The following is a 24,183-nucleotide window of genomic DNA, read 5'->3' as shown; positions in this document are numbered from 1 at the left end:
CGTAGAACACCCTCGTACTGATGGGTAGGGGTGTGGCCGGAGAAAGTTACCGGCGGTACAACATAGGCTTCCCGCGTGGGAGACCTACCTGTGGGCGACGGCAAGAGCGGCGTACGCGAGTACCGCATGGCGGAGTTGGCCAAGGAGGCCGGCATCACCGTGCGCACCGTGCGCTTCTACCGCGAGCGCGGGCTGATCCCGCCACCACGCCGCGAGGGCCGCATCGCCTGGTACGACGAGCACCACCTGGCGAGGCTGCGCACCATCGCCGCCCTCCTGGAGCGCGGCCACACCCTGAACGGCATCGCGGAGCTGGCCGACGCCTTCGAGAAGGGCCGCGACGTCGGCGAACTCCTCGGCATCGGCGAGCCCACCGAGGAACAGCCGGTCCGCCTCACCCCCGAGGAACTGGCCGACCACTTCGCGGGCGAGGTCACCCCGGAGAACCTCGTCGCCGCCCTCGACCTCGGCTATCTGGGCACCGACGGCGACGAGCTCGTCCACATCAGCCGCCGACTGCTCGACGCCTCATCCACACTCGTACGCAAGGGAGTCCCGCTCGCGGCGGTCCTGGAGGCGGGTCAGCGCGTACGCGAACACGCGGACGCGCTCGCCGAGTTGTTCATCACCGTCATGCGCACCCACACCCCCGACACCGCCGAGGTGGACATCGAGCAGCTGCGCCCGGTGGCCAAGAGCGTGGTGGAGGCGGAGCTGTCGATGGCCCTGGACCGCCGCCTCAAGCAGCCCTGACGGGCTTAAGGATCATCGCGGCAGCCACCAACGCGCCTTGTAGATCCCACCGTTGACGTACTTATAACTGCCGGCCGGACGGTGGACGCTCACCGTCGTCGTCCACCACGTCTCGCCGAGCCCGCTCTCCGGCACGGTGGTCACCACCTGCCCGGTGCGCGGATCGTCGCCGACGGCCTTGACGGACTTCCGGGAGATCTCCCCGGCCCCGGCGAAGTCCCGCGAGAAGACCCCACTGCCGATCTCGTACTGGAAGACGGCCGCGTTCGTCGTCACCCACAGCCGCCCCGGCCGCCCCGCCACGGGGAAGAGATCGTGCCCGCCGGGCGACCGCCCCGGCGTCCCCGCCGGCAGCCCGACCGCGGACGTCCGCGTCAGCACCGGCCGCGCGGCCGTCCCGCCCACCGCGTACGTCACCAGCTCGTCGTCGCCGATCGCCCACAGCACCCGGCGCCCGCCGTCCCAGTGCAGCCCGTGCGCGCCCTTGAGCCGCGCCTCCGCGTACCGCGTGGCGCGCGGGCCCCGCGACGCCGCGTACAGCCGTACGAGCGCGCCCGTGCTGCACGCGACGGCCACATTGCCGTCGGGCAGGATCTCGGCGCTGTGCGGGTTGAACAGGTCGTCGCCCGGCCCGAGCGCCGCGCCCCAGTACCGCCTGCCCGTCGGATGTTCGACGACGGCCACGAAACCGAACGACGCCGTCGTCAGGACGTACGTACGCCTGCGGTGCAGCCGCACCTTCGCCTCGCACGGATACACCCAGCTCACGTCCGGGCGAAGGTCCTTGTACCGAGGGTCGCCGAGCGGCGAGAACTGCCACCGCACCGCCGAGGGGTCGACGGCCGGGTCCCACACGCGCCGCCGCGGGTCGAGGACGAGGACGCGCCTGCTCGCCTGCTCGGTCAGCAGCACGGGCGGCGTCCCGGCGGGGACCCCGCCCCCGCTCGCCCCATACGCCGCCGCGGCGGGCAGCGCCGCCCCGGCCCCGGCACCCGCGGCGCCCAGCACCACGGCACGTCTCGACAGCATCGACGACATGAAGTCCCCCCGAAGCCTCGGCAGTTGGACATGGCGCGATCGCAATCTGCCATGCCGCACGGGCCCGGGACAGCCCTCTGCCGGACTTTATGACCGCGCGCCGCTTCTGCCGCGGGCGGCACACAAGGGCGACCCTTTACAGGTCGTAGACCACCGTGACGGGCGCATGGTCGCTCCACCGCTCGGCGTGGCTCGCGGCGCGCTCCACGTACGCCTTCACCGCGCGCCCGGCGAGACCCGGCGTCGCGACGTGGTAGTCGATGCGCCAGCCCGTGTCATTGTCAAAGGCGCGGCCCCGGTAGGACCACCACGAGTAAGGGCCCTCCACGCCGGGGTGCTGGCCCCGCACGACATCCTCGTACTCCTCGAAGACCTCGCTCAGCCAGGCGCGCTCCTCGGGCAGGAAGCCGGAGTTCTTCTTGTTGCCCTTCCAGTTCTTGAGGTCTGCCTCCTGGTGGGCGATGTTCCAGTCACCGCAGACGACGACATGGCGCCCCTCGGCGGCGGCCCGCTCCTTGAGCTCCTTCAGATACACGAGGAACTCCCCCATGAACCGCACCTTCTCGTCCTGCCGCTCGGTGCCGACCTCCCCCGAGGGCAGATACAGGCTCGCGACCGTGACACCCGGCAGATCGGCCTCCACATACCGCCCGCTGCCGTCGAACTCCACTGACCCGAAGCCGACCCGCACCCGGTCCGGCTCGCGGCGCGTGTAGAGGGAGACACCGGCGCGCCCCTTCGCGGCGGCGGGCGCGTGCACGACATGCCACCCCTCGGGCGCGCGGACCTCGTCCGGCAGCTGCTGCGGCTCGGCGCGCACCTCCTGCAGGCACAGCACGTCGGCCGTACTGCCGCCGAGCCACTCCACGAAGCCCTTCTTGGCGGCGGCACGCAGCCCGTTCACATTCACAGAGGTCACTGTCAGCACAACACTCGCCTTACTCGTCCTTGGCCACTTCCTCCTCGGGCCAGGGGTCAGGCTCCCACACGGGGCACGCGGGGACCGCGCCGCCTCATTTTCGGTGGCTCGGCGGCTCACCGCCCCGGCACACTGGACCCGCGTTCCCCACGCACCCCCCGCTCATCGCATAGAAGTACGATGCCTCGCATGACTATCCAAGATGCCACCGCGGCCACCGCCACCCCCGTCCACCTGCGCGCGGTCACGTTCGCGCACCCCGACGCGGTCGAGCTCAACGACCGCGTCCAGCTCGAATACGCGCAGCGCTACGGCGACGAGGGCGACGCCACCCACCTCGACCCGTCCATGTTCGAGCCGCCACGCGGCCTGTACCTCATCGCGTACGACGAGAGCGGCACCCCGCTGGCCACCGGCGGCTGGCGCGCGATGGACGCGAACGGCGAGGGGTACGACGACGGTGACGCGGAGCTGAAGCGGATGTATGTCACACCCGAGGCGCGCGGCCTGGGCCTCGCCCGCCGCATCCTGGCGGTCCTGGAGGACGACGCGAAGGCGGCGGGCCGCGCCCGCATGGTCCTGGAGACCGGCACGAAGCAGCCGGAGGCGATAGCGCTCTACCTCTCCAGCGGCTACGCCCCCGCCCCGACCAAGTTCGGCCACTACCGCTTCGAGGAGCTGAGCCTGCATTACGTGAAGGCGCTCTAGCCAGGCGCTCCAGCCGGGGGCTCCGGTCCCGGGGCCGACGGGGGCCGACGGGGGCCGACGGGGGCACAACGCAAAGATCCCGTCCAGTTCGATGAACTGGACGGGATCTCATGTGCGGTGGACCTGTGGGGATTTGAACCCCAGACCCCCTCGATGCGAACGAGGTGCGCTACCAGACTGCGCCACAGGCCCTTGCAACGAGTGAAACTCTAGCATCCCGATCCGGGTGCTCGGAAATCCGCTCCTCGCTGGTCAGCGGGGGCGGACCCCACGGCGCCTCACTCGTTGGCGGCGCGGGGCCGGTCCCCGTCCTCGTACTGATCGAAGAGCGGCGTACGCCCGCGCTCGCGGGACCGTCGCGCGGACGCGGCCCGGCGCTTGTCGCTGCGCCCGCCCGCGGCGTCGGCGCCCTCGGCCCCGTCGATATCCCCGGCACCTCCGACGCCTCCGACGCCCTCGGTGCCCTCGGTGCCCTCGGTGCCCTCGGTGCCCTCGGCGGACCGCCGAGGCTCGTCGGCGGCCGGTTCGGCGGTGCTGGAGCGCGCCGAGCTCCAGGCGTCGGGGGCGCCCAGGTCGACGCTGCCGGTGGCGCGCGGGGCGACCGGCGCGGTCACATACGTCGGCAGGGGCACCGGGACCGGGTCCCAGCTGTCGCCGCGGCCGGGCCCGCGCTGCCGCTCGCGCTGCTGGTCGACCCACTCCGCGTGGTCGGTCTGCTCGACGAGGGCGCGGCGGTCGGCGGCGAGCGCCGACAGGCCCGTCTCCGTCCCGGGGTCCGCGCCTTCCCGCGCCTCGTCGACGACGGGCTCCGCGCCGACGGGCCTGCGCCGGGGCTGGCGCTCCCGCAGCCGCCGCGCCGCGGCCTCGGCCCGCTGCCGGTCCATCGTGTACGTGAAGCGGCGCCGCTCCTGGCCCCGCAGATAGACGATGTACGCGCTCAGCAGCACGGCGGGCGCCGCGGGCGCCCACAGGAACGCGAGGCCACCGATCGCGGCGACGACCGTCCCGGCCGTGAAGGCGGCGAAGAGCATCACCGTCGTACGCCGGCGCCGCGCGAGGACCTTCGAGCGCCGGGCGCGCGCGGCGGCCTCCGCCGAGGCGGCACGCCGAGCGCGCGACGCCTGGGCGTGCGAGGGCTGGGCGTGCGAGGGCTGCTCGCGTTCGGGTTCAGGTTCGGACGCGGATTCCGGTGCGGGTTCCGGTTCGGGTGCGGGGCGCGCCTTCTGCCGGGCCGGGGGCTCGACCCGGGCGGCGGGAGACTCCACCGGGACCACCGGGGGCTCCACCGGGACCCGCTCGGGTTCCACCGGGACCGCCTTGGGTTCCACCGGAGGCGCGACGAAGGCCCGGACGTCCACCGAGCCGGTGACGAAGTCCGGGTCGCCGCGCGTCTCGCCTTCTTCGGGCGAGCGGGCTTGCAGGTCCTTGGCGTATCGGCGCTCCATCCCCGCCCGTCCGGACAGCAGCCGGATGGCGGTGCTGAAGCGTTCCGTCGGACGGGCTTCGTTCAGCTCGTCCTGCCTACGGAGCCACATCGGCACCAAGTAGGCGGCCCAGGCCCCGACGATGATTGCGTAGATGAGGCCGCTGCTGCTCACGCTCACACGGTAGAGGGGTTTCGTTGAGGCCATCTGCCAATTGCGCCGGTGTGTCGCACGATCTGGCTGATATCTCGAACTTTTTTTGTGACTGATGCGATCAACAGGGTGCGAAGAGCGTGAAATTAAAGTGTGAGACAAGGCTCATACGAGCCTCATACGATCCCGAGAGGAACCTCAGATGGACCTCAGACGGTCGATCACCGATCAATTTCGAACACGTATTTCATTTACGGCGGTCGGGGCGGGGACCGGTGCCGACTAGGCGGTGTTCCGAGGTCGCGCCTGGTGCCAGCGGTGCAACAACCCCTCGGGAACCTCTTCGGCGGTGAGCGCGAAGACGAGATGATCGCGCCAGGCCCCGTCGATGTGAAGATACCGTGGACGGAGCCCCTCCTCGCGGAATCCGAGTTTCTCCGTGACCCGCCGACTCGGCGTGTTCTCGGGGCGAATACAGATCTCGATACGGTGCAGCCCGACCGCGCGGAAGCAGTGGTCCACGGCGAGCGCGACGGCGGTCGGCATGACCCCGCGCCCCGCGACGGACTCGTCGACCCAGTAGCCGACGTGGCCCGAGCACATCGATCCCCAGGTGATGCCGGCGACCGTCAACTGCCCGACGAGGCGGCCCTGGTACTCGATGATGAACGGCAGCATCCGGCCCGCGGCCGCCTCGGCGCGCAGATGGCGGACCATCTGGCGGTAGGTGGGGCGGTGCACGATCGGGCCGCTGGCCGTGGGCGGCGGAATCGTCGCCTCCCAGGGGCGCAGCCAGTCGCGGTTGCGCCGGTTGACCTCGCGCCACGCGCGCTGGTCGCGCATCTTTATCGGGCGGAGGGTGACATCGCCGTCCGTCAGCTCGACGGGCCAGGAAGGGCTGTTCAGCTCGCACCCCCCGCGGGTCCGGGATGGTCGCCGCCGCGCAGCTGGTCGACGGCGTGCCGCAGCAGCGGCTCCAGGACGGCGAGGCCGTCGCGCACCCCGCCCGTGGAACCCGGCAGGTTCACGATGAGCGTCCTGCCCGCGACCCCCGCGAGGCCCCGGGAGAGCACGGCCGTGGGGACCTTCTCCCTGCCGTACGCGCGGATCGCCTCCGGGATGCCCGGCACCTCGTGGTCGATGACGCGGCGGGTGGCTTCCGGGGTGCGGTCGGTGGGCGAGATGCCGGTGCCGCCGGTGGTGACGATGACGTCGTAGCCCGTCTGCGCGCCGGCGCGCAGGGCCTGCTCGACGGGGTCGCCGTCGGGCACGACCCGCGGCCCGTCGACGGCGAAGCCGAGCGCGGCCAGGCCCTCGGCGATCAGGGGGCCGCCGCGGTCGGGGTAGACCCCGGCGGCGGCGCGGTTGGAGGCGGTGACGACGAGCGCCTTGTACGGAGTGCCCGGCCCCGGGACGGTCGCCGCCGACGGCCCGTGCTCCCGCTCCCCGTCCGCGTGCCCGTGCGCGTGGCCGTCCGTGTGCCCGTGCCGTCCGCTCATGCGCCCGCTCCTTCGCGGCTCCAGTCCCCGGACTTGCCGCCCGTCTTCTCCTCCACGCGTACGTCCGTGATGACGGCGCCCTTGTCGACGGCCTTCACCATGTCGATCACTGTGAGGGCCGCGACGCTCACCGCGGTGAGGGCCTCCATCTCGACGCCCGTACGGTCTGTCGTCTTCACCGTGGCGAGGATCTCTACGGCGTCGTCCGTCACGGAGAGGTCGAGCTTCACTCCGGAGACGGCCAGCGGGTGGCAGAGCGGGATCAGATCAGGGGTGCGCTTGGCTCCCATGATCCCGGCGATCCGGGCGGTGGCCAGGGCGTCGCCCTTGGGGACGCCCTCGCCCCGCAGAAGCTCGATCACCCGCGGCGAGACGAGGACTCGGCCGCTCGCGCGGGCGGTGCGCGCGGTCACGCCTTTCGCGGAGACGTCGACCATGCGGGCCGCGCCCGCCTCGTCGATGTGCGTCAGTCGCTGCTGCTCAGGGGATCCGGGGGTGTCCCCCCGGGAAATCGCGGTCATGTGCTGTGGCGCTCCCGGTCCGGGCCCCGCGCGGTGCGGCGCGCGCGGGCCTGTTGTGCGCGACACGGTACCGCGCGAACGGCGTCCTCAGCCGAGCAGGACCACCTCGACGTCCGTGCCCGGCTCCACCGATGTGGTGTCCTCGGGGACGACGATCAGCGCGTTCGCGTGCGCGAGCGCGGCGATCAGATGCGAGCCGGAGCCGCCGACGGGCGTCACGGTGCCCGCCTCGGTGTCGTGGCCGCCCCGCAGGAACTGGCGGCGCCCCTGGGGCGAGCGCAGTGCCTTGTCCGCGGCCAGCCGCGCGCGCGTGGCGGGCCGGTGGACGTCGGGGAGGCCCATCAGGGTGCGGATCGCGGGGCGTACGAAGAGTTCGAAGGAGACGTACGAGGAGACGGGGTTGCCCGGCAGCGCGAGCAGCGGGGTGTGGTCGGGGCCGATGGAGCCAAAGCCCTGCGGCTTGCCCGGCTGCATGGCGAGCTTGCGGAACTCCACACCGCTGCCCGCCCCGATGCCGGTCTCCTCGTCCGGGTCGCCGACGGAGGTCAGGGCCTCCTTCACGACGTCGTACGCGCCCACGCTCACGCCGCCCGTGGTGACGATGAGGTCGGCGCGGATCAGCTGGTCCTCGATCGTGGAGCGCAGCGTCTCGGCGTCATCGGCGACCGCGCCCACGCGGTAGGCGATGGCTCCGGCGTCGCGGGCCGCGGAGGTGAGGGCGAAGCTGTTGGAGTCGTAGATCTGACCGTCGGCCAGGGGTTCGCCGGGCTGGACGAGTTCGCTCCCGGTGGACATGACGACCACGCGCGGGCGCGGGCGCACCATCACCGTGCCGCGGCCGACCGCGGCGAGCAGGGCGATCTGCGGCGGCCCGAGGACCGTGCCCGCGGACAGGGCGCGGTCGCCGGCCCGGACGTCGCTGCCCCGCGCGCGTACATGCGCGCGTGCGTCGGCCGGGCGGTGCACGCGGACCTCGCCGGAGGCTCCCTCGGGGGCCGCGCTGTGGGCGCGCATCCCGGAGACGGGGCCCTCGCCGAGGCCTCCGTCGGTCCACTCCACGGGGACGACGGCCTCGGCGCCGGGCGGCAGCGGCGCGCCGGTCATGATGCGGGCGGCCTGGCCCGCGCCGACGGTGGGCTGCTCGCCCGCACCCGCGGCCACGTCGCCGATGACGCGCAGGACGGCGGGGAACTCCTCGCTCGCGCCCGCGACATCGGCGACCCGTACCGCGTACCCGTCCATGGAGCTGTTGTCGAAGGGCGGCAGCGAGACGGGCACCGTGACGTCCTCGACGAGGACGCAGCCCTGGGCGTCGAGGAGTTGCAGCTCGATGGGTTCGAGCGGACGGACCGTCGTGAGGATGTCGTCCAGATGCTCTTCCACCGACCAGAGCGCGTCCTGGCCGGTGGGCGGTGTCGTCGTGCTGCTGCTCAAAGTGCTACATCTCCTCGGTGACGTAACTGCGAAGCCAGGCCTTGAAGTCCGGCCCCAGATCTTCACGTTCGCACGCGAGTCTGACAATGGCACGCAGGTAGTCACCCCGGTCGCCGGTGTCATAGCGGCGGCCCTTGAAGACGACGCCGTGCACCGGGCCGCCGACCTTCTCGTCCGCGGAGAGCTGCTGGAGGGCGTCGGTGAGCTGGATCTCGCCGCCGCGGCCCGGCTCGGTCTTGCGCAGGACGTCGAAGACGTTGGGATCCAGGACGTAGCGGCCGATGATCGCGTAGTTGCTGGGGGCGTCGGCGGTGTCGGGCTTCTCGACCAGGTCGGTGACCTTGACGACGTCGCCTTCCTCGGTGGCCTCCACGGCGGCGCAGCCGTAGAGGTGGATCTGCTCCGGGGCCACCTCCATGAGGGCGATGACGCTGCCGCCGTGGCTCTCCTGGACCTCGACCATGCGGGCGAGGAGGGGATCGCGCGGGTCGATGAGGTCGTCGCCGAGGAGGACGGCGAACGGTTCGTTGCCGACGTGCGGAGCCGCGCACAGGACGGCGTGACCGAGTCCCCTGGGGTCGCCCTGGCGGACGTAGTGCATCGTCGCGAGGTCGCTGGACTCCTGGACCTTGGACAGCCGCGCCTCGTCGCCCTTCTTCAGGAGGGCCGACTCCAGTTCGTAGTTGCGGTCGAAGTGGTCCTCCAGCGGGCGCTTGTTGCGGCCCGTGATCATGAGGACGTCGTCGAGACCCGCGGACGCGGCCTCCTCGACCACGTACTGGATCGCCGGCTTGTCGACGACCGGCAGCATCTCCTTGGGGGTCGCCTTGGTGGCCGGCAGGAAGCGCGTGCCGAGGCCTGCCGCCGGGATGACCGCCTTGGTGATCCGGGGGTGGGGGGGGTGAGACTCAGTCATGCGGCCACCATATCCGGTACGTATGTGCGGAATCTGTGGGTCCAGATAATTGAACGGCATATGAGCCCATCAGAAAGGATTTGTGAGCATCCCATGAGCGGAACCGAGGCCGACGGCCAGCCAACCAAGCGCACGTTGCGGCGGGACTTCCTCACGGTGAGAAGCGGGTTGACTGGGGATGACGCGGAGAAGGCGGCCGCGGTTCTCGCCGAGCACGCGCTGGAGCTGGACGAGTTGGCCGGGGCGCGGACGGTCGCGGCGTACGTCTCCGTGGGGAGCGAGCCCGGCACACGCGTGCTGCTCGACGCCCTCCACACGCGCGGGACGCGCGTTTTGCTGCCGGTGCTGCTCGCGGACAACGACCTGGACTGGGCCGCGTACGACGGAGAGGGCTCCCTCGTCCGCGTGCGGCACCCGGGGAAGATCGAGCTGCTGGAGCCCGCCGGGGCTCGGCTCGGGCCGGAGGCCGTCCTGGAGGCGGACGCCGTGCTGCTGCCGGGGCTGGCCGTGGACGCGCGCGGGACACGGCTCGGACGCGGCGGCGGGTCGTACGACCGCGTCCTGGCCCGTCTGGAGCGCGCGGGCGCCGATCCCGCGCTCGTGGTGCTCCTGTACGACTCCGAAGTGGTCGCCCGCGTCCCGGCGGAGGCTCACGACCACCCGGTGCACGCCGTGGTGACGCCCTCCGGAGTGCACCGCTTCCGCTGACCCCTGGAACGCCGAAAGGGCCCTCCACGCGCGCGTGGAGGGCCCTTTCACTGTCTGCCGATCCCGGTCAGGGGCGCAGGACCAGCTTGTCGCTGGTGCCGCGCTCGACCGCCTTCTCCGTGTGGGCCCACGGCAGGAGTTCGCCCTTGGCCCACTTGTCGGTCTGGTCGGTGTAGTGCGCGTTGTACGCGTGCCCCGAGGCGCCGGTGAGGTTGATCCACTTGGACTTGTCGAGGTCCTTGAGGTTCACCACCATGCGCATCGACGGCACCCAGACCACGCCGTAGCCGCCCGCCGCGTTCCAGCCGGTGGCGTTGACCGCCGCCTCACCGCCGCCGAGGTTCCAGGGGCCGCGGTTGAGCACGTACTGCAGCCAGCCGGGGCCTTCGGTGCCGAGCGTCTGGTTCTTCAGCGTGAGGCGGTGCAGCCGGCCCCAGCTCCAGGTGTCGATGTCCTTGCCCAGCTTGGCCGTCAGGTCCCAGCGCGCGTCCTCCATGGCCCGCGCGAACAGCCCGTCGCGGGTCTTGGTCTTCCCGTCGGTGCGGGTCGCCGGCGTCTTCCACCAGTCGTTGGTCTCGTCGTCGAGGATCTTGCGGACCACTTCGTAGTAGCGGTCGCCGCCGTCCGGCTGCGCCGAGTCGGCGTCACGCTGACCGCACTCGCGCACCTTCTTGCCCTCGTCGGCGGGGCCGGTGTTGCCGGCCGGCTCGACGTTCAGGCACTGGCCCTTGACGCGCAGCTCCTTGGGGAGCTTGTTGCCGAAGGCGAGCTTGAGGATGTTGCGCCAGACCGAGTTGAAGTACGCGGCGGCCGCCGAGTCGGCGTCCTGGGTGTAGTCCCAGCCCTCCAGGAGCTTCTGCGCCTCGCGGACGTACTTGTCCTTGACGTCGATCTTCAGCAGCTTGGGCACCAGCAGCTTGGCGATCTCGCTGCTGTTGTCCGTCTGCATGAGGCGCATGTCCTCGGTCGAGATCTTGCCGCCGTTCTTGATCTTCGACTGGATGAGGTCGTCGATGCGCTGGCTGCGCGCGCCGTAGCCCCAGTCCGAGGTGAGCTTGTACGGGTACTTGGCCTTGTCGGTGTCGTCGATCACGGCCTGGTTGGCGGTGACGATGTAGCCGCGCTTGGGGTCGTACTCGTAGGGCAGCGCGTCCTGCGGGATGTAGCCGGTCCAGCGGTACTCGGGGTCCCAGCCGGGCGCCGGGAGCGAGCCGTCGCCCTTGCCGCGGGTCGGGATCTTGCCGGGCGCCTGGTAGCCGATGTGACCGTCACGGTCGGCGTAGATCAGGTTCTGGGAGGGCACTTCAAAAGAAGCGGCCGCCTTGCGGAACTCCTTGAAGTTCTCCGCCTTGTTGAGGTCGAAGACGGCGTCCATGGACTTGCCGGGGCTCAGCGCGGTCCAGCGCAGCGCCACTCCGTAGCCGTCGCCCCGGTCGGGGGCCGCGGTGTCGACGTGGGCCTTCTTGCCGACCTTGACCAGCTCGTCGTCGCGGTCGGAGATGAGCGGGCCGTTGTTGGTCTCGCGGACCGTGATCTTCTTCGACTTGCCGCCCGCGACCTTGATGGTCTCCTCGCGCGAGGTGAAGGGCTTCACCTTGCCGTCGTACTGATAGCCGTCCCCGGCGAACTTCTCCAGGTACAGGTCCGTGACGTCGGCGCCGAGGTTCGTCATGCCCCACGCGATGTCGTTGTTGTGGCCGATGACCACGCCCGGCATACCCGAGAAGGTGTAGCCCGAGACGTCGTACTGGCACTTGTCGGAGACCGACCGGCAGTGCAGGCCCATCTGGTACCAGACGGAGGGCAGCTGCGGCGCCAGGTGCGGGTCGTTCGCGAGGAGCGGCTTGCCGGTGATCGTGTGGTCACCGGCGACGACCCAGGAGTTCGAACCGATGCCGTTGCCGTTGGGGCCGAGGATCGCGGGGACCTCGTCCAGGGCGTCGGAGACCCCGGAGAGCTGCGACTGGAGCCCGTCGGGCGCCTGGGCGCCACCCGCGAGGCCGGTGCCGGCGGTGCCGCCCGTGCCTGTGGCGCTGCCGGTCCCGGCAGTCCCACCGGTCCCAGGTGTCCCAGCTGTGCCGCTGGCCCCGGACTGGGTGCCGGGGGTGCCCTTCGCGTCGTACTCCTCGGTGATGCCGTCGTACGCGCCCTCTTGGACGATGGGCTTGTTCCGCTTGTACGGGTACTCCGGGTACAGGTCCTTGATCTGCGAGGGGCCGAGGCGGCTCGTCATCAAGGAGCGGTCGATCTCGTCCTGCATGTTGCCGCGCAGGTCCCAGGCCATGGCCTTGAGCCAGGCCACGGAGTCGACGGGGGTCCACTCCTGCGGCGCGTAGTCGTTCTCGAAGCCCAGCGCCGCGTACTCGACGGAGATGTCCTTGCCGTCCTTGCCGTCGAGGTAGGCGTTGACTCCCTTGGCGTAGGCCTGGAGGTACTTCTTCGTCTCCGGGGAGAGCTTGGAGTCGTACTCCTTCTTCGCCACCCGGTGCCAGCCGAGCGTGCGCAGGAACTCATCCGTCTTGACCTGGCTCTTGCCGAACATCTCGGAGAGCCGCCCGGAGGTCATATGACGCCGTACGTCCATCTCCCAGAAGCGGTCCTGCGCCTGGACGTAGCCCTGCGCCATGAACAGGTCGGCGTCGGACTCGGCGTAGATCTGCGGGATCCCGTTCCCGTCGCGCTTCACGTCGACGGGGCCCGAGAGGCCGTCGAGCTTGATCGTTCCCTTGGTCTGCGGGAAGGAGGCGCGCACGGTGCTGACGCTCCAGTACGCGCCGAAGCCGATGCCTCCGACGATGGCCAGGACCAGGACGATCACGACGAGTCGGGCTCGGCGCCCCTTCTTCTTGCCGGACTTATGACCGGAAGAGGCGTTGGTGTTGGAGGGCATCGCTGTCCTTGCTGTCCTTACGCGAGCGGCAGGGCGGGCTGTGCTGTCGAGTGGGCGGCTCTGGGAGCGCTGGAGCAACCATAGGCGCAGGGCGTCCCGGCTCCGGACGCGGAGTCGGGAACCGGACCCCTGAAGATCGTAAGCGCGTTCGAAGGCATCAAGAAGGCGTTAACAATTAGGTAAGGTAACGAAGTACTTGGCTCGCAAGAGGTGCTTGCGCGCGCATGGAGGAAGGAACGGCCCCTGACTGTCCACCACCTCAACCAGCTCCTGCTCGTCTGCTCGCTCGTTCTGCTCGTCGCGGTGGCGGCGGTCCGCATCTCGTCGCGCAGCGGGCTCCCCAGCCTGCTCCTGTACCTCGGCATCGGCGTCGTCATGGGCCAGGACGGCATCGGCGACGTGCACTTCGACAACGCCGAGCTGACGCAGGTCATCGGCTATGCCGCCCTGGTCGTGATCCTCGCCGAGGGCGGCCTCGGGACGAAGTGGAAAGAGATCAGGCCCGCGCTGCCGGCGGCCGCCGTCCTTTCGACCGTGGGTGTCGCGGTGAGCGTGGGCGTCACGGCGGCCGGTGCCCACTATCTGGTGGGTCTGGACTGGCGGCCGGCGCTCATCATCGGCGCGGTCGTCTCCTCCACGGACGCCGCGGCGGTCTTCTCGGTGCTGCGGAAGGTGCCGCTCCCCTCACGCATCACGGGCGTCCTGGAAGCGGAGTCGGGGTTCAACGACGCCCCTGTGGTGATCCTCGTCGTGGCCTTCTCCACGGCGGGACCGGTGGACGACTGGTACGTACTGCTCGGCAAGATCGCCCTGGAGCTGGCGATCGGCGCCGCGATCGGCATCGCGGTCGGCTGGCTCGGCGCCTACGGCCTGCGGCACGTGGCACTGCCCGCCTCCGGCCTCTACCCCATCGCCGTGATGGCGATCGCCGTCGCCGCCTACGCGGCCGGCGCCATGGCGCACGGCAGCGGCTTCCTCGCCGTCTACCTCGCCGCGATGACCCTCGGCAACGCCAGGCTGCCGCACTGGCCCGCCACCCGAGGCTTCGCCGAAGGGCTCGGCTGGCTCGCCCAGATCGGCATGTTCGTCCTGCTCGGCCTCCTGGTCACCCCGCACGACCTGCTCGCCGACACCTGGCCCGCGATCGTCATCGGCCTGATCCTGACGATGGTGGCGCGCCCGCTGGAGGTCGTCCTGAGCCTGGTGCCGTTCCGCATGCCGTGGCAGGAGAAGGCGCTGCTCTCCTGGGCGGGCCTGCGCGGCGCCGTGCCCATCATCTTGGCGACGATCCCGATGGTGAGCGGCGTCGAGGACAGCCAGCGGATCTTCAACATCGTCTTCGTACTCGTCGTCGTCTACACCCTCATCCAGGGCCCCACGCTGCCCTGGCTGGCCCGGACGCTGCGGATCGGCGGCTCCCCGGAGGCCGCCGACCTGGGGATCGAATCGGCGCCCCTGGAGCGGCTTCGCGGCCATCTTCTGTCGGTGGGCATCCCCAAGGGCTCGCGCATGCACGGCGTCGAGGTCGGCGAGCTGCGGCTGCCCACGGGGGCGGCTGTCACGTTGATCGTGCGGGACGGCGAATCGTTCGTGCCGCTGCCGACGACGGTGCTGCGACGCGGCGACGAGCTGCTGGTGGTGGCGACCGACCCGGTGCGGGACGCGGCCGAGAGGCGGCTGCGTGCGGTCGGGCACGGCGGAAAGCTCGCCGGCTGGCTGGGAACCGACGGAGAAAAACACCAATCGTAGGTGGCAGGGGTCTCATCGGCTGTGATCACAGGGGCGGATGAGGCTCTTCCCTGTACGATAAAGGCAATCAATCGAACCACCTGATCGAACCAACTCTGCCTGAAGCAGAGCTGGCGCGACCGTATGGCGGTCGTGGCGCCCCCGCAGTGGGCCCCGGCATCTACCGCAGTTCCGCGCAAGAGGACAGCTCTCGGCGCCGCCGCCCCACAAGGGGGGCCGCGCTACCAGGCGGCAGAAAGGCACGGGCCGTGGCATCCACGGTCACCGAATCCCGCCCGGGTTACGGACAGCTTCTGCGCACCCCTCGCGCCTGGACGTTCCTGCTCCCCGGCTTCGCGGCGCGACAGCCGTTCGCGATGCTGACCATCTCCATCGTCCTGCTGGTGCAGCACACCACCGGCTCGTACGGTGCCGCGGGCGCCGTCTCGGCCGCCACCGGCGTCTCCATGGCGCTGTTCGCCCCCTTCAGCGGCAAGCTCGCCGACCGGTTCGGGCAGCGCGCCGTGCTGGTGCCCGGCGTGCTCGTGCACTCCGCGGCCGTCGTCGCCCTGACGGTGCTCGCGCTCTCCGACGCCCCCTTGTGGGCGCTCTTCGTGGCCGCCGTGCCCGCGGGCGCGTCGACGCCGCAGATCGGCCCCATGGTGCGGGCCCGCTGGGGCGTCAAGCTCCAGGACTCGCCCCTGGCCACCACCGCGGCCGCCTTCGAGTCGGTCACCGACGAACTGACCTTCGTCCTCGGCCCGCTCGTGGCGACCGCACTGTGCACCGGCATCGACCCCTCCGCCGGCCTGCTCACGGAGGCCGGGCTCACGCTGATCGGCGGTCTGCTGTTCGCCGCGCAGAAGAGCACCCAGCCGAAGCCGTCCTCGCAGGACGAGGGCCACGCGCGCGTGGAGCACGTCTCGGCGCTGCGGGTCCCCGGCATCCGGGTCCTGATCGTGACGTTCGTCGGGATCGGCGCCGTCTTCGGCGGGATGCAGGTCTCGCTGGCCGCCTTCTCCGAGTCGATCGGCGAGCCCGGCCTGAACGGCGTCCTGTACGGCACGTTCGCGGCGGGCAACATGCTCTCCGGCGTCGTCTGCGGCGCCATCGCCTGGAAGGTCTCCCCGCAGCGGCGCCTCCTCGTCGCCTACGCGGCGCTCACGCTGATGGCCTCCGGGCTGTGGGCCGCGCACTCCGCGCCGCTCCTCGCCGGGCTCGGCCTGCTGGTCGGCGTCTGCATCGCGCCCGCGCTGATCACCGGCTACACCCTGGTGGACAAGCTCGTCGCGCCGACCGGCCGCACCGAGGCCTTCACCTGGCTGACCGGCGCGGTCGCGCTCGGGCAGGCGGCGGCCGTCACGGTCGCCGGACAGCTGGAGGACCGCTTCTGGGACGGGGCCGGGTTCCTGGTCCCGCTGGGCGGCACGGCACTGGCCCTGGTGGTCCTCGTGACGCTGCGCTCGCGGCTCGTTCCCAAGACCTCGGGCCGCACCGTGGCGCGTGGCGTCGGTCACCGCGTGCCGGTCACGGTGGACTGATCTCGCGGAATAAGTCACTATGGACCGTCGTTAGCACTCATCGAGTGAGAGTGCCAGGAGGAAGCAAGTGCCGACGTACCAGTACCAGTGCACCGAGTGCGGCGAGGGCCTCGAGGCGGTGCAGAAGTTCACGGACGACGCCCTGACGGCGTGCCCGAGCTGCGAGGGACGCCTCAAGAAGGTGTTCTCGGCGGTCGGCATCGTCTTCAAGGGCTCCGGCTTCTACCGCAACGACAGCCGCGGCTCGTCGTCGAGCAGCACGCCGTCGACGGCGTCGTCGAAGTCCGCGTCCGACGCGAAGTCCTCGTCCGACACGAAGTCCACGTCCGACACGAAGTCCTCATCGGCTTCCTCGTCGTCTTCGGGTTCGACGTCGTCGACGTCTACGAGCTCGGCCGCGTAGGGATTCTTCCGGCTTCAAGGCTTTTCTCCGGGACCCCGCCGTTCACCGACGGCGGGGTCCTCGGCGTGTCCGTGCCCGGATACTGTGCGGTCCATGGTGAACACGGCGAACGCGACGCGGGCCGAGATCGGCGTGATCGGCGGCTCCGGTCTCTACTCCTTCCTCGACAACGTGACCGAGGTCCAGGTCGACACCCCCTACGGAGCCCCGAGCGACTCGCTCTTCCTCGGCGAGGCCGCGGGGCGGCGGGTCGCGTTCCTTCCCCGGCACGGCCGGGGCCATCATCTGCCGCCGCATCGCATCAACTACCGCGCCAACCTCTGGGCGCTGCGCTCCGTCGGCGTACGCCAGGTGCTCGGGCCGTGTGCGGTCGGTGGGCTGCGCGCCGAGTACGGGCCCGGGACGCTGCTCGTACCCGATCAGCTGGTGGACCGCACCAAGGCGCGTACGCAGACGTACTTCGACGGGGTGCCGCTGCCGGACCGCAGCGTTCCCAACGTCGTGCACGTCTCGCTCGCCGACCCGTACTGCCCCACTGGGCGGGCGGCCGCGCTGAAGGCCGCCCGCGGCCGTGGCTGGGAGGCGGTGGACGGCGGCACGCTCGTCGTGATCGAGGGACCGCGCTTCTCGACCCGGGCGGAGTCGCGCTGGCACGCGGCCCAGGGCTGGTCGGTGGTGGGCATGACCGGGCATCCCGAGGCGGTGCTCGCGCGGGAGCTTGAACTCTGCTACACGTCGTTGACGCTGGTCACCGACCTGGACGCGGGCGCGGAGACCGGTGAGGGGGTCTCCCACGAGGAGGTGCTCCAGGTGTTCGCCGCGAATGTGGACCGGCTGCGGGGTGTGCTGTTCGACGCGATCGCGGGGTTGCCGGTGTCGGTGTCGGCCGAGGGGGCGCGGGAGTGCCTGTGCGTGGGGGCGCTGGGTGGGATGGATCCGGGGATTCGGCTGCCGTGAGGCTTGAGGACCGGGCGGAACGCCCCCTTCGGGCGGCGGAACTTCCCCTTCGAGTGAGGGAGTTGTCCACAACCGGGGAGTAGTCCACGGGCCTCAGCGGGAATCGGCGCGGGCCTGCATCGTGAGAGCGGAAGTCCAGCTCCTCGTATCGCAGGCGGTGGTTGTCGTGACCCACGTACCTACTCAGGCCCGGCCGGCTGACGGCTGCCCGGTCCCCCACTTCCCGCCCGTGCGGGTGCGCGGCGGGCACCCGCGGCTGCGGCGCCTGCTGCGCCACCGGCGGCGGGCCCTGGCCGTGGGGCTGGCGATGACCGCCGCCACCCTCGCGGCCTCGGCCCCGCCGGACACGGGTCGGGCGCGGGACTCCGCGGCGGCCGCTGAGCCCTCGGCGCAGCCGCCGCCCCCGGAGACGGTGACCGCGCCCGTGCGGATCGCGGACGGGGCCGCCGTGGGGCTGCTGCGCCCCGGCGACCGGGTCGACGTGATCGCCGCCGAAGGGCCGCCCGGGAGCGGCGCGAAGCCGCGCGTCGTGGCGGCGGGGGCGCGGGTCTCCGAGGTGCCCGAGCAGGCGGAAGGGCCCGCTGAGAGCGGGGCGTTGGTGGTGCTCTCGGTGCCGCGCGACACGGCGGCGCGACTGGCCGGAGCCGGGGCGAGTGCCCGCCTGGCGGTGACGCTGCGATGAGCGTCCCTGTTCACGATCGCACTGACACCCGGTCGCGTCGCTCGTCCGGGAGAGCGGATTGGACAGGCCGTCCACGGTCTGACGTAGGTTGCGAAGCCGTCTGTTCCGCAGCCCGCACACGCAACGAAAGGCCTCGTGGTGAGCGAGAAGAAGGTACCGGGCGTCTGGGAGGGCTTCAAGGCCTTCCTGATGCGCGGCAATGTCGTCGACCTGGCGGTCGCGGTGGTCATCGGCGCCGCGTTCACGAACATCGTGAACTCGGTCGTGAAGGGCGTCATCAACCCGCTGGTCGGTGCCTTCGGGACGAAGGACCTCGACCACTACAGCTCGTGCCTGAAGTCGCCCTGCGAGACGAACGCCACCGGCGAGGTCGTCTCGGGCATCCCGATCATGTGGGGTTCCGTGCTGAGCGCGATCCTCAGCTTCGTGATCACGGCGGCCGTCGTGTACTTCCTGATGGTGCTGCCGATGGCCAAGTACCTGGCGCGGGCGGCCGCCAGGAAGGCCGAGAAGGAAGGGACGAAGGAGGTCATGGAGGTCTCCGAGCTGGAGGTCCTCAAGGAGATCCGCGACGCCCTGGTGGCACAGCGCGGCTCCGGGCCCCGCAAGGAGTAGCCCCGCAAGGAGTAGCCCGGCGAGGAGTGGCCCGGCCCCGGCCTCAGAGCTGGTGGGCTCAGAGGTGGTGGGGCGGCTTCTCGTCGAGGAAGCGCGCCAGGTCGGCGGCGCTGTCGCCACCGGACTCGGCCCGCTCGCCCCACCCTCGGTCCGTATCGTCCGAAGACTGCTGCGACAGCGGATCGTCGAAGACCAGCGTGTTCTTCGGCTTCTTCGGCTCCTCCGGATCACGCGATCCGTGGGCGGGGGCGGTACTCATGCCTCCAGGGTACGTCGGCCGCACCGGACAGCCGCCGTCAGACGCCCCCGAGGCCCTGACCTGCGAGGCCGAGCGGGGCCGGGCGGGATACGCGTGTGGCGCGGCCCGGATCGACGTCCGTCTTCTGGTGTTCTGGGCGCATGACGTCATCCCCCCACTCCGCCGACTCCCCCGGCACCCCGGGCACTCCCGGCACTCCCGGCAGCCCCACCTCCCGCCCCACGCCGCCGGGCTTCTCCAAGCCGCTGCGGCCGCTCCTCGCCCGCCGACGGGACGAGAAGCACCGCGCCGCGACACCGCTGGAGCTCTTCTTCGACCTCTGCTTCGTCGTGGCGGTCGCGCAGGCCGGTGCCGAGCTGGTGCACGCGATCGCAGAGGGGCACGCGGGCGAGGGCATCCTCAGTTACGCGATGGTGTTCTTCGCGCTGTTCTGGGCCTGGGTCAACTTCTCCTGGTTCTCCTCGGCGTACGACAACGACGACGTGCTGTACCGCGTGGTCACGCTGATCCAGATCGCCGGTGTCCTCGTCTTCGCCGCCGGGGTCTCCCGGGCCTTCCAGGACCACGACTTCCTGCTGATCTGGCTCGGCTACCTGATCATGCGGATCGCGCTCTCCTCGCAGTGGCTGCGCGCGGCCGGGGCGGCGACCGGTGCCGAGCGGACGACGGCTCTGCGGTACGCGATCGGGGTGGTGATCTGCCAGATCGGCTGGTCGGGGCTGCTGTTCCTGCCGGAGGACGCCCGGCCATGGCTGTTCCTCGTGATGGCGGTCGCCGAGATGTGCGTGCCGGTGATCGCGGAGCGGAAGTACACCACGGCCTGGCACCCGCACCACATCTCGGAGCGGTACGGACTGTTCACGATCATCGTGCTCGGCGAGACGATCGCGGCGGCGACGGTCGCGGTGAAGTCGGGCATCGAGGAGAACGACGCGCTCGACGAACTCCTGCCCATCGCCGCGGGCGGGCTGCTCATCGTCTTCGCCGCGTGGTGGATCTACTTCGTCGTGCCCGCCCACGGGCGGCTGCACGGCAACCACCAGGCCTTCCTGTGGGGTTACGGCCACTACGTGATCCTCGGCTCGGCCGCGGCGATCGGCGCCGGGATCGAGGTGGCGGTCGAGCAGGCCGTGGGCCAGGCGCCGCACCTCTCGACGCTGGCCGCGTCCGCCGCCGTGACGGTCCCGACGGCGCTCTATCTGATCACCGTGTGGGCGCTGCACGCCCGGTACTTCAAGGTGGGGCTCGCCCAGCAAATGGTGCTGCCGGTGAGCGCGTTGGCGACGCTGGCGAGTACGTTCGCGGGGCGTTGGGCGGTGCTCGTGGCGGGTCTCGTGGCGACGGCGACGGTCGTGACGGGGGTGACGCTCACCGCCCGCATGAAACGCGCCGCCCGGGCCTCGTGAACCCGTCGCGCGTGATACGCATCGGCGTATGACTACTGACTCCCTGACCGATGTCGCGGGCCTGCGCGTCGGGCATGCCACGCTCACCGGCGACGGACAACTGACCGGGACGACCGTCGTGTTGGCGCCCGAGGGAGGCGCCGTCGCCGCCGTGGACGTGCGTGGCGGCGGGCCCGGCACCCGCGAGACGGACGCCCTCGACCCGCGCAACCTCGTGCAGCGTGTCGAGGCCGTCGTCCTCACCGGCGGCAGCGCGTACGGTCTGGACTCCGCGTCCGGGGTGATGGCGTGGCTGGAGGAGCGGGGCCGAGGGGTGCGGGTCGGCGCCGACCCCTCCCACGTGGTGCCCGTCGTCCCCGCCGCCTGTGTCTTCGACCTGGGCCGGGGCGGCGACTTCAGGGCCCGTCCGGACGCGGCGACCGGGCGGGCCGCGGTGGAGGCGGCCGCGCGCACCGAGCCGTTCACGCCCGTCGAGGAGGGCAACGTCGGCGCGGGGACCGGCGCGGTGGTCGGCAAGATGAAGGGGGGCATCGGCAGTGCGAGTGTCCGCCTCGACTCGGGCATCACGGTCGCGGCGCTGGTCGTGGCGAACGCCGCGGGGTCGGGGTTCGATCCGAAGACGGGTGCGCTGTACGGGCAGTACTTCGCGGGGCAGCGGGTCGGTTACCCCGCGCCGGAGGTGCACGAAGAGGCCGCGCGGCGCCTCGCCGAGGCCGCCGCCGGGAACGGGCCGCCGCCCCTCAACACCACACTCGCCGTCGTCGCCACCGACGCCCAACTGACCAAGGCGCAGGCGCAGAAGCTCGCCGGCACCTCGCACGACGGCATGGCGCGCGCCGTACGGCCCGTCCATCTCCTGAACGACGGTGACACGGTCTTCGCCCTCGCCACGGGGGAGCGCCCACTGGACGCCCGCAGCCCGCTCGCGCTCAACGAGATCCTCGCCGCGGGCGCCGACCTGGTGACGGCCGCGATCGTGCGGGCGATGCTGGCCGCGGAGTCCGTCCGGACGCCGGGCGGTACGTTCCCCGCGTATCTCGATCTCTACGAGAAGGAGCGCGCGTTGGGCACCTGATGTGCCCGTTCTCACACCCTCCGGAGGGAACCACTCTGCGCCGTGGGGCGCTCTTCAGTCGTACTGGATCAGAACGTACTGGATCAGAACACGTACTTGGAGCAGCCCGTGACAAGGTCGGTCATAGTCAACCCCCGGCGCCGTGCCCTGCTGGCCGCCACCGCGCTCGCCGCCGTGGGCGCGCTGACCCTCACGGCCTGCGGGGGCGACGCGGGCGCCGAGGACGACAAGAAGGGCGGGAGTTCCGCCGCCAAGGGCGCCGACATCACCATCTCCTCGAAGGACGGCGCCACCGACGCCTCGATCAACGCCACCGGCGTGAAGGTCAAGGGCGGCAAGCTGACCAGCGTGAAGATGACGTCGGTGACGTCCGGCGCCGCGGTCGAGGGGGCCATCTCCGGCGACGGCACCACCTGGAAGCCCAAGGGCCAGCTGGAGCGCGGCACGAAGTACAAGGTCACCGCCAACGCCAAGGACCCCAAGGGCAACGCGGCGACGGAGAACGCGACGTTCACCACCGTCTCCTCGGCCAACAGCTTCATCGGCAGCTACACCCCGGACGGCGGCACCACGGTCGGCGTCGGCATGCCGGTCTCCTTCAACTTCGACAAGGCGATCACGGAGAAGAAGGACGTCCAGTCGCACATCACGGTGACGTCCACCAGCGGCCAGAAGGTCGTCGGCCACTGGTTCGGCAACCAGCGCCTCGACTTCCGGCCCGAGGAGTACTGGAAGGCCGGCTCCAAGGTCACCATGAAGATCGACCTGGACGGCGTGAAGGGCGGGAACGGCATCACCGGCGTGCAGCACAAGACGGTCACCTTCACCGTCGGCCGCGCGCAGGTCTCCACCGTCGACGTCAACGCCAAGAAGATGACGGTCGAGCGGGACGGCAAGGTCATCAAGACCATCCCGATCTCCGCGGGCAGCGCGTCGAACCCGACGTACAACGGCAAGATGGTGATCTCCGAGAAGTTCACCCAGACCCGTATGAACGGCGACACGGTCGGCTTCGGCGGGGAGTACGACATCAAGGACGTGCCGCACGCCATGCGGCTCTCCCAGTCCGGCACCTTCATCCACGGCAACTACTGGGGCTCGCCGTCCATCTTCGGCAGCACCAACACCAGCCACGGCTGTGTCGGTCTCCAGGACGCGCGGGGCGCCGGCGACCCCAACACGCAGGGCGCCTGGTTCTACAACAACTCCCTGATCGGTGACATCGTGACGGTCAAGGGCTCCCCCGACAAGACGATCGCCCCGGACAACGGCCTCAACGGCTGGAACATGTCGTGGAGCGAGTGGACGGCGGGCAGCGCGAGCTGACACCCTCTCGGCGGCTCCGGCGCCTCCGGCGCCCGCCCCGGCGCGCACCTCGCGCACCCCTCAACTGAGCGAGCCACGTGGGAACTTCCCACGTGGCTCGCGCGTTTTCCCGTTCCCGGGCATGATGTCGGACCCAGGGGCTACGGTATGCACTCACCAGGTGACATGCAGCAACGCCGGGAGAAGCCTTGAGCGTTCCGTACGAAACGGCGTACCAGCCACCCGAGTCGCCCGAGCCACACTCTCCGGAGGAGCACCTCGAGCGACTCCTCGGCCGCGCCCTGAACTCTTTCGACCTGCCGGACGAGGTGATAGGCCGCCTCGACTCGGCCCTCGCGTACGACAGTTCCCTGCACTCCGCGCACCACAGCGCGGGGCTGCACCGCGAGACGTACAGACACACCTGGCTGCTCGCCGACGCGTCCGTGCTCACGCTCTGGGAGCTCGTGCACAACACGACGCCGGGCAGCGCCCCGACGTATGAGATCTACGCCGACGAGGAGGAGGCGGGCGTCGCCACGTCGCGGCTGCCGCTGCCGCCCGACCCGCCCGTCTGCGGCCGGCCCGTCGTGCTCCAGATGCCGGCCGACTCCGTGCCCCGTCACTCGTACGTCCCCGACGACTCGGCGGACCACGCGCGCCGGCTGCTGCGGCGCGCGGAGAACGACGACCGCCCCGGCGAGGACATCGCGCGCCTGCTGCGCGCGGCGTTCGCCCACCAGATAACGCAGGCCTTCGGCCGCCCCGGCCTGAGCGGCGAGGCGCGGCTGAGCTTCTCGCTCTACGAGCACGCGTTCCTGCTCTTCGACGGCGGCGAGATCAGCCTGTGGGAGGTCGAGCACACGCTGACGCCCGACGGACGCCATATGTGCGAGGTGTACGCCACCGAGGAGGCGGCCCGCGCCGCGATGGAACGCAGGGCGACGGGCGCGACGCCGGGCCAGTAGGAGGGCTCCGGGCCGGGAGCTATGAGCGTCCGTCGCCGTACTGGCGTACGAGTCCGGCGAAGGCGGCCCGTTCGTCCGCCGTGAGTTCCACGGTCTCCGCGCGCGGTGGGCCCTGCTGGGCCGGGATGGGGCCTCCCCTGCTCGAACGGAGTGGAGAGCTTGGGGAGGCCTGGTCCCTGCGCATCACCCGCACCAGACCGACGGCCCAGGCCACGGTCGCCACGGCGAGCACGGTCACGCCTATCTGCTGAACGATCGAGACATCCCGGAACATGCGGCCC

Annotated in this window: 24 protein-coding genes and 1 tRNA gene; 13 read left to right on the top strand and 12 right to left on the bottom strand. The window is 71.0% G+C overall.

What is annotated here, in order from left to right; translation table 11 throughout:
* Positions 1–126 precede the first annotated feature (126 nt).
* Positions 127–753 carry a MerR family transcriptional regulator gene (locus ACWDZ7_RS15190; protein WP_451797449.1) on the top strand — a complete coding sequence of 209 codons (627 nt, stop codon included), beginning with the start codon at positions 127–129 and terminating at the stop codon, positions 751–753.
* A 12-nt stretch (positions 754–765) separates the two neighbouring features.
* Here the strand turns inward: ACWDZ7_RS15190 and ACWDZ7_RS15185 are convergent, their stop codons facing one another.
* Both ACWDZ7_RS15185 and ACWDZ7_RS15180 read right to left on the bottom strand, forming a co-directional pair.
* The gene (locus ACWDZ7_RS15185) at positions 766–1,782 is read right to left on the bottom strand and encodes a DUF6528 family protein (RefSeq protein ID WP_451797228.1); all 1,017 of its coding nucleotides are present in this window, start codon (positions 1,780–1,782) and stop codon (positions 766–768) included.
* Positions 1,783–1,927: 145 nt separating this feature from the next.
* The gene (locus ACWDZ7_RS15180) at positions 1,928–2,719 is read right to left on the bottom strand and encodes an exodeoxyribonuclease III (RefSeq protein ID WP_451797227.1); all 792 of its coding nucleotides are present in this window, start codon (positions 2,717–2,719) and stop codon (positions 1,928–1,930) included.
* Between the two features lie 180 nt (positions 2,720–2,899).
* On the opposite strand from ACWDZ7_RS15180, the gene ACWDZ7_RS15175 reads away from it, so the two are divergent.
* Positions 2,900–3,418 carry a GNAT family N-acetyltransferase gene (locus ACWDZ7_RS15175; RefSeq protein WP_451797225.1) on the top strand — a complete coding sequence of 173 codons (519 nt, stop codon included), beginning with the start codon at positions 2,900–2,902 and terminating at the stop codon, positions 3,416–3,418.
* 118 nt (positions 3,419–3,536) lie between these two features.
* Here ACWDZ7_RS15175 and ACWDZ7_RS15170 read toward each other — a convergent pair.
* From ACWDZ7_RS15170 to galU, 7 genes are all read right to left on the bottom strand, one after another.
* Positions 3,537–3,610: transfer RNA gene (locus tag ACWDZ7_RS15170), tRNA-Ala, on the bottom strand.
* Positions 3,611–3,696: 86 nt separating this feature from the next.
* Positions 3,697–5,016 (bottom strand): divisome protein SepX/GlpR, encoded by a 1,320-nt coding sequence (gene sepX, locus ACWDZ7_RS15165; protein ID WP_451797223.1) that lies wholly within the window; start codon positions 5,014–5,016, stop codon positions 3,697–3,699.
* A 261-nt stretch (positions 5,017–5,277) separates the two neighbouring features.
* Positions 5,278–5,901, bottom strand: a complete 624-nt coding sequence (locus ACWDZ7_RS15160; RefSeq protein WP_451517434.1) for a GNAT family N-acetyltransferase — start codon at positions 5,899–5,901, stop codon at positions 5,278–5,280.
* The gene (locus ACWDZ7_RS15155; RefSeq protein ID WP_451797222.1) at positions 5,898–6,494 is read right to left on the bottom strand and encodes a MogA/MoaB family molybdenum cofactor biosynthesis protein; all 597 of its coding nucleotides are present in this window, start codon (positions 6,492–6,494) and stop codon (positions 5,898–5,900) included. The genes ACWDZ7_RS15160 and ACWDZ7_RS15155 overlap by 4 nt, the downstream gene beginning before the upstream one ends.
* Positions 6,491–7,015 carry a cyclic pyranopterin monophosphate synthase MoaC gene (gene moaC / locus ACWDZ7_RS15150; protein WP_451797220.1) on the bottom strand — a complete coding sequence of 175 codons (525 nt, stop codon included), beginning with the start codon at positions 7,013–7,015 and terminating at the stop codon, positions 6,491–6,493. The genes ACWDZ7_RS15155 and moaC overlap by 4 nt, the downstream gene beginning before the upstream one ends.
* A gap of 87 nt (positions 7,016–7,102) precedes the next feature.
* Positions 7,103–8,449: a molybdotransferase-like divisome protein Glp gene (gene glp / locus ACWDZ7_RS15145; protein WP_451797219.1), complete on the bottom strand. Its 1,347-nt coding sequence runs from the start codon at positions 8,447–8,449 to the stop codon at positions 7,103–7,105.
* A 4-nt stretch (positions 8,450–8,453) separates the two neighbouring features.
* Positions 8,454–9,365 carry a UTP--glucose-1-phosphate uridylyltransferase GalU gene (gene galU / locus ACWDZ7_RS15140; RefSeq protein ID WP_451797217.1) on the bottom strand — a complete coding sequence of 304 codons (912 nt, stop codon included), beginning with the start codon at positions 9,363–9,365 and terminating at the stop codon, positions 8,454–8,456.
* Positions 9,366–9,458: 93 nt separating this feature from the next.
* On the opposite strand from galU, the gene ACWDZ7_RS15135 reads away from it, so the two are divergent.
* Entirely contained in the window at positions 9,459–10,073 is a 615-nt protein-coding gene (locus tag ACWDZ7_RS15135; RefSeq protein WP_451797215.1) for a 5-formyltetrahydrofolate cyclo-ligase, read from the top strand.
* 67 nt (positions 10,074–10,140) lie between these two features.
* Here ACWDZ7_RS15135 and ACWDZ7_RS15130 read toward each other — a convergent pair whose 3' ends face one another.
* Entirely contained in the window at positions 10,141–12,963 is a 2,823-nt protein-coding gene (locus tag ACWDZ7_RS15130; RefSeq protein WP_451797214.1) for a penicillin acylase family protein, read from the bottom strand.
* Between the two features lie 210 nt (positions 12,964–13,173).
* Here ACWDZ7_RS15130 and ACWDZ7_RS15125 point away from each other — a divergent pair, with 210 nt between their 5' ends.
* From ACWDZ7_RS15125 to mscL, 6 genes are all read left to right on the top strand, one after another.
* Positions 13,174–14,712, top strand: coding sequence for a potassium/proton antiporter (locus ACWDZ7_RS15125; protein ID WP_451797212.1), 1,539 nt, complete (start codon positions 13,174–13,176; stop codon positions 14,710–14,712).
* Between the two features lie 248 nt (positions 14,713–14,960).
* Positions 14,961–16,232, top strand: a complete 1,272-nt coding sequence (locus tag ACWDZ7_RS15120; RefSeq protein ID WP_451517391.1) for an MFS transporter — start codon at positions 14,961–14,963, stop codon at positions 16,230–16,232.
* A gap of 67 nt (positions 16,233–16,299) precedes the next feature.
* Positions 16,300–16,635 carry an FmdB family zinc ribbon protein gene (locus ACWDZ7_RS15115; protein WP_451797211.1) on the top strand — a complete coding sequence of 112 codons (336 nt, stop codon included), beginning with the start codon at positions 16,300–16,302 and terminating at the stop codon, positions 16,633–16,635.
* 93 nt (positions 16,636–16,728) lie between these two features.
* Positions 16,729–17,592 carry an S-methyl-5'-thioadenosine phosphorylase gene (locus ACWDZ7_RS15110; RefSeq protein WP_451797210.1) on the top strand — a complete coding sequence of 288 codons (864 nt, stop codon included), beginning with the start codon at positions 16,729–16,731 and terminating at the stop codon, positions 17,590–17,592.
* 166 nt (positions 17,593–17,758) lie between these two features.
* Positions 17,759–18,274, top strand: coding sequence for an RcpC/CpaB family pilus assembly protein (locus ACWDZ7_RS15105; protein ID WP_451797209.1), 516 nt, complete (start codon positions 17,759–17,761; stop codon positions 18,272–18,274).
* A gap of 135 nt (positions 18,275–18,409) precedes the next feature.
* Positions 18,410–18,889, top strand: coding sequence for a large conductance mechanosensitive channel protein MscL (gene mscL / locus ACWDZ7_RS15100; RefSeq protein WP_451797208.1), 480 nt, complete (start codon positions 18,410–18,412; stop codon positions 18,887–18,889).
* Between the two features lie 58 nt (positions 18,890–18,947).
* Here mscL and ACWDZ7_RS15095 read toward each other — a convergent pair whose 3' ends face one another.
* Complete coding sequence (locus ACWDZ7_RS15095) at positions 18,948–19,148, bottom strand: hypothetical protein (protein ID WP_451797206.1); 201 nt, start codon at positions 19,146–19,148, stop codon at positions 18,948–18,950.
* A gap of 140 nt (positions 19,149–19,288) precedes the next feature.
* Here ACWDZ7_RS15095 and ACWDZ7_RS15090 point away from each other — a divergent pair, with 140 nt between their 5' ends.
* From ACWDZ7_RS15090 to ACWDZ7_RS15075, 4 genes are all read left to right on the top strand, one after another.
* Positions 19,289–20,554: a low temperature requirement protein A gene (locus ACWDZ7_RS15090; RefSeq protein ID WP_451797205.1), complete on the top strand. Its 1,266-nt coding sequence runs from the start codon at positions 19,289–19,291 to the stop codon at positions 20,552–20,554.
* A gap of 28 nt (positions 20,555–20,582) precedes the next feature.
* Complete coding sequence (locus tag ACWDZ7_RS15085; protein ID WP_451797203.1) at positions 20,583–21,629, top strand: P1 family peptidase; 1,047 nt, start codon at positions 20,583–20,585, stop codon at positions 21,627–21,629.
* Between the two features lie 96 nt (positions 21,630–21,725).
* Entirely contained in the window at positions 21,726–22,955 is a 1,230-nt protein-coding gene (locus ACWDZ7_RS15080) for a L,D-transpeptidase (protein ID WP_451797447.1), read from the top strand.
* A gap of 188 nt (positions 22,956–23,143) precedes the next feature.
* Complete coding sequence (locus ACWDZ7_RS15075; RefSeq protein ID WP_451797201.1) at positions 23,144–23,902, top strand: DUF6227 family protein; 759 nt, start codon at positions 23,144–23,146, stop codon at positions 23,900–23,902.
* A 19-nt stretch (positions 23,903–23,921) separates the two neighbouring features.
* On the opposite strand, the gene ACWDZ7_RS15070 is transcribed toward ACWDZ7_RS15075, so the two are convergent.
* On the bottom strand, positions 23,922–24,176 hold the full coding sequence (locus ACWDZ7_RS15070) for a hypothetical protein (RefSeq protein WP_451797200.1): 255 nt from the start codon (positions 24,174–24,176) through the stop codon (positions 23,922–23,924).
* Positions 24,177–24,183: the final 7 nt, after the last annotated feature.

The sequence above is a fragment of the Streptomyces sp. NPDC003032 genome (assembly GCF_053591415.1).
The sequence above is the reverse complement of the archived record's forward strand: the minus strand, read 5'-3'. Positions and strand labels throughout refer to the sequence as shown.

Bases quoted from the DNA above. Each gene is read 5' to 3' on its own strand.
- ACWDZ7_RS15190 (WP_451797449.1), top strand. From the start codon at position 127: ATGGCGGAGTTGGCCAAGGAGGCCGGCATCACCGTGCGCACCGTGCGC.
- ACWDZ7_RS15185 (WP_451797228.1), bottom strand. From the start codon at position 1,782: ATGCTGTCGAGACGTGCCGTGGTGCTGGGCGCCGCGGGTGCCGGGGCC.
- ACWDZ7_RS15175 (WP_451797225.1), top strand. From the start codon at position 2,900: ATGACTATCCAAGATGCCACCGCGGCCACCGCCACCCCCGTCCACCTG.
- ACWDZ7_RS15155 (WP_451797222.1), bottom strand. From the start codon at position 6,494: ATGAGCGGACGGCACGGGCACACGGACGGCCACGCGCACGGGCACGCG.
- moaC (WP_451797220.1), bottom strand. From the start codon at position 7,015: ATGACCGCGATTTCCCGGGGGGACACCCCCGGATCCCCTGAGCAGCAG.
- galU (WP_451797217.1), bottom strand. From the start codon at position 9,365: ATGACTGAGTCTCACCCCCCCCACCCCCGGATCACCAAGGCGGTCATC.
- ACWDZ7_RS15135 (WP_451797215.1), top strand. From the start codon at position 9,459: ATGAGCGGAACCGAGGCCGACGGCCAGCCAACCAAGCGCACGTTGCGG.
- ACWDZ7_RS15130 (WP_451797214.1), bottom strand. From the start codon at position 12,963: ATGCCCTCCAACACCAACGCCTCTTCCGGTCATAAGTCCGGCAAGAAG.
- ACWDZ7_RS15110 (WP_451797210.1), top strand. From the start codon at position 16,729: ATGGTGAACACGGCGAACGCGACGCGGGCCGAGATCGGCGTGATCGGC.
- ACWDZ7_RS15095 (WP_451797206.1), bottom strand. From the start codon at position 19,148: ATGAGTACCGCCCCCGCCCACGGATCGCGTGATCCGGAGGAGCCGAAG.
- ACWDZ7_RS15090 (WP_451797205.1), top strand. From the start codon at position 19,289: ATGACGTCATCCCCCCACTCCGCCGACTCCCCCGGCACCCCGGGCACT.
- ACWDZ7_RS15085 (WP_451797203.1), top strand. From the start codon at position 20,583: ATGACTACTGACTCCCTGACCGATGTCGCGGGCCTGCGCGTCGGGCAT.
- ACWDZ7_RS15070 (WP_451797200.1), bottom strand. From the start codon at position 24,176: ATGTTCCGGGATGTCTCGATCGTTCAGCAGATAGGCGTGACCGTGCTC.